The 1,907-nt window shown below is 46.6% G+C and carries 1 protein-coding gene; it reads left to right on the top strand.

Annotated features, from left to right (window positions below; translation table 11 throughout):
• Positions 1-423: 423 nt before the first annotated feature.
• Positions 424-1,770 (top strand): pyruvate carboxylase subunit B, encoded by a 1,347-nt coding sequence (locus Q0612_RS11840; RefSeq protein WP_298884918.1) that lies wholly within the window; start codon positions 424-426, stop codon positions 1,768-1,770.
• The last annotated feature ends 137 nt before the right edge of the window (positions 1,771-1,907 follow it).

Genomic DNA, 1,907 nt, shown 5'->3' on the forward strand with positions numbered 1-1,907 from the left:
GTTCTGTTTCATTCCTATTTGTGCCGAGCCCCGCGCGGCATGGAGATTACTATGAATAATGCAAAACAATACTTCAGAATCGAGCCCTGGAAAAGCGTTCGTGCTTTAAAACTTCAACTGCTTGGTCTGAGCGACTAATTAACATCAACAAAAAACATATTTTAACTTACGGAGGCAACTACCATGAATAATGCAAAACAATACTTCAGAATTGAGCCTTGGAAAAGCGTTCGCGCTTTAAAACTCCAGCTGCTTGGTCTGAACGACTAATTAACATCAACGAAAAACATTTGAACTTACGGAGGTAACTATCATGAGCAATGTAAAAGATTTCATCAGAATTGAACCCTGGACAAGCGTACGTACCCTTAAAGTAAATCTGCTTGCTTCGGCAATGCATCTCAACTAACCGGAGGCAAGAGCATGGCAAACAAACCTGTAAAAATCGTAGAAACCGTCCTGCGTGACGGCCACCAATCCATCGCCGCAACACGTATGCGCATCGTTGATATGCTGCCCGTGCTGGAGAAAATTGATAACGCCGGCTACCATGCCGTTGAAGCTTGGGGCGGCGCAACCTTTGATTCCTGCCTGCGCTTCCTGCATGAGGATCCTTGGCAGCGCCTGCGTCTGCTGAAGAAGAATCTGCCGCACACCCCGATTCAAATGCTGCTACGCGGCCAGAACGTTCTTGGCTACACCAATTTAGCCGATGATGTTGTTTCTGAATTTGTTAAACGCTCTGTAGATAACGGCGTTTCCATAATCCGCATTTTCGACGCACTCAACGATACCCGCAACCTTGAAACAGCTATGCGCGCCACCAAAGAAGCTGGCGGACATGCTCAAGGCTGTATCGTTTATACCATCAGTCCTTATCATAAAGATGAAAATTTTGTGCAGCTTGGCAAAGAACTGGTACAGATGGGTGCCGACTCCATCTGCATTAAGGATATGGCAGGACTTTTACGTCCCTATGATGCTTATAACCTGGTTAAAGCATTGAAGGCTGAAATTAATGTGCCAATTGATTTACATACTCACTTTACCAGCGGTATGGGTGATATGACTTATCTGAAGGCTATCGAAGCAGGCGTAGATATTGTTGATACTGCGCTCTCACCCTTCGCCTGCTCTACCAGCCAGCCATGTACCGAATCTCTTGCAGCAACATTACAGGGAACAGAATACGACACCGGCATTGACCTGTCGCTTCTGCATGATTTGGCAGATTACTTCAAGGGTGTCAAAAAAGATCTCGTAGATGATTTCAACCTGAACACTAACATTCCTATCGATCCGAAGGTACTTACCTTCCAAATCCCCGGTGGTATGCTTTCTAATCTGCTCAATCAGATGAAAGAAATGGGCGTTGCCGATAAATATCCGCAGCTGCTCGAGGAAATGCCCCGCGTGCGCAAGGAATTAGGCTATCCGCCGCTGGTAACACCTACCAGTCAGATTGTAGGCACCATGGCAGTACTGAACGTAGCCTTGGGCCGCTATAAGATGATTCCCCGCGAGGTTAAGGATTTAGTTTTGGGTAAATACGGACGTACACCCGCACCTATCGACCCGGAGGTTAAACGTCTGGCTATCGGCAACGCAGAGCCTATTACCTGCCGCCCCGCAGATTTAATTCCGCCGCAGTTGGATAATTTCCGCAAACGCCTGGCTGAGGACGGCTATCCTAATGCCAGCATGGAAGACCTGCTGAGCTATATCTCCTTCCCGGAAGTAGCAAAAGCATTCTTCGGTCACAACAGATAAGCACAGCTCAACTCATATTTCTCTCACTAAAAGTCATCAATATATTCCTACCTTTAATTTAAATACAGCAATTGGACAAAGAGATCGAGTAGGAGACTGCTCATTATTTGAGCAGTCGACCTCTCACACCACCGTGC

It is taken from the genome of uncultured Phascolarctobacterium sp. (assembly GCF_937920985.1).
Taxonomy (GTDB): Bacteria; Bacillota; Negativicutes; order Acidaminococcales; family Acidaminococcaceae; genus Phascolarctobacterium_A.

What these genes read in the sequence shown, in the direction of transcription:
- Q0612_RS11840 (WP_298884918.1), top strand. Translation starts at nt 424, where the DNA reads ATGGCAAACAAACCTGTAAAAATCGTAGAAACCGTCCTGCGTGACGGC.